The organism is Actinomadura sp. KC06 (assembly GCF_004348735.1).
Taxonomy (GTDB): domain Bacteria; phylum Actinomycetota; class Actinomycetes; order Streptosporangiales; family Streptosporangiaceae; genus Spirillospora.
The window spans coordinates 1-1,330 of sequence record NZ_SMKT01000384.1 but is presented as its reverse complement, the minus strand read 5'-3'; the positions used below and the strand labels follow the sequence as shown (position 1 = coordinate 1,330).

General features: G+C 68.0%; 2 protein-coding genes. Both read right to left on the bottom strand.

Annotation, left to right across the window (positions count from 1 at the left end; all coding sequences use genetic code 11):
* Positions 1-30: 30 nt before the first annotated feature.
* Positions 31-942, bottom strand: coding sequence for an IS3 family transposase (locus E1287_RS43220; protein ID WP_131971949.1), 912 nt, complete (start codon positions 940-942; stop codon positions 31-33).
* A complete protein-coding gene (locus E1287_RS46195; RefSeq protein ID WP_131971947.1) occupies positions 939-1,292 on the bottom strand; it encodes a transposase in 354 nt (117 codons plus the stop codon). The genes E1287_RS43220 and E1287_RS46195 overlap by 4 nt, the downstream gene beginning before the upstream one ends.
* Positions 1,293-1,330 lie beyond the last annotated feature (38 nt).

Sequence of the window (1,330 nt, the reverse complement as noted above, 5' to 3'; positions counted from 1 at the left end):
TGTCAATCCCCTCAAAGCGTGGAGACGGTGTTATGCCACTTCGGCCCTGAGCTGGGCGGTTGACGTCCTCCGCGCTTCTGCCATCTGACGCTCGAATGTGATCGGGGCGAGCCCGTCGTTGGCGCTGTGTCTCCTGCTGGTGTTGTAGAAGTCGGCGATCCAGGTCGCGACCTTGATGCGCGCCTCGGCTCGGGTGGCGAAGCGGTGCCGGTGGACGAATTCGACCTTCAGAGTGCTGTTGAACGCTTCGGCGGCGGCGTTGTCCAGTGCGCAGCCGACCCGGCCCATCGACTGCACCACGCCCAGGGTGCGGCAGGCCGCCGCCGTGCGGGCCGCGGTGTACTCCGACCCGCGATCGGTGTGAAAGACCACCCCGTCCACGTCGCCGCCCCTGGTCGTGGTCGCCATCTGCAACGACGCCACCGCCAGGGCCGCATCGTGGTGCCCGCTCATGGCGTGGCCGAGCATCCGGCGCGAGAACAGGTCCTCGGTCGTGGCCAGATACAGCGGCCCCTCATCGGTGTCGATCTGCGTCACGTCCCCGCACCACAGCACGTCCGGCGCCACCGCGGTGAAGTTGCGGCGCACCAGGTCGGGCGCGGCCGGCCGACGTCCCGGCCGGGTCAGCGACCGCCGCCGCTTGAACGGCCGTCCGGCCAAGCCGAGCTCGGCCATCCGCGCGGCGACGGTGTTGACCGAGACCTTCCAGCCCGCCTCCCGCAACTCATCACAGACCCGCGGGCTGCCGTAGGTGCCTCCCGAGGCGGTGAACAGCCGCTTGATCTCCTCGTCCAGTCGGGCCCGCCGCTGCTCACGGGTAGTCGGTGCGCGGTTGATGTGCTTGTAGAACCACGACTGCGAGACCTCCAGTGCCCGGCAGGCGATCGTGTGCGGGATACCGTGCTCGGTCCTGCAGGACGCGATGAACTCCGCGACGATCACCGGTTCATCGAGTCCTTCACCCACAGGACCACTGATCGCTTGAGCACTTCACGCTCCATCTCAAGCTCAGCGCGTTCCTTCTCCCACTCGGCTTTCTGACGAGCGTGCTCGCCGGCCGTCTCGGCCCTGAGCCGGCGCAGTTCGGCCAGTTCGCGGCGTTCGGCATCGTCCAGCGCGCCGTCCCCGCTCCCGCTGCCGCGTCCGCGGTCGGCCTTCACCCAGTTGTGAAGCGTGTATGGGTTGATTCCCAGGTCCCGCGCGACCTGCGCGACGGGCTTGCCGGTCTCCTTGACGATCCGCACCGCTCCTTCACGGAACTCCGGATCGAACCGGCGTCTCTTGTCTCCCACGACCCAACCATCTCTCTGGTTCAGGTCTCCACGCTACG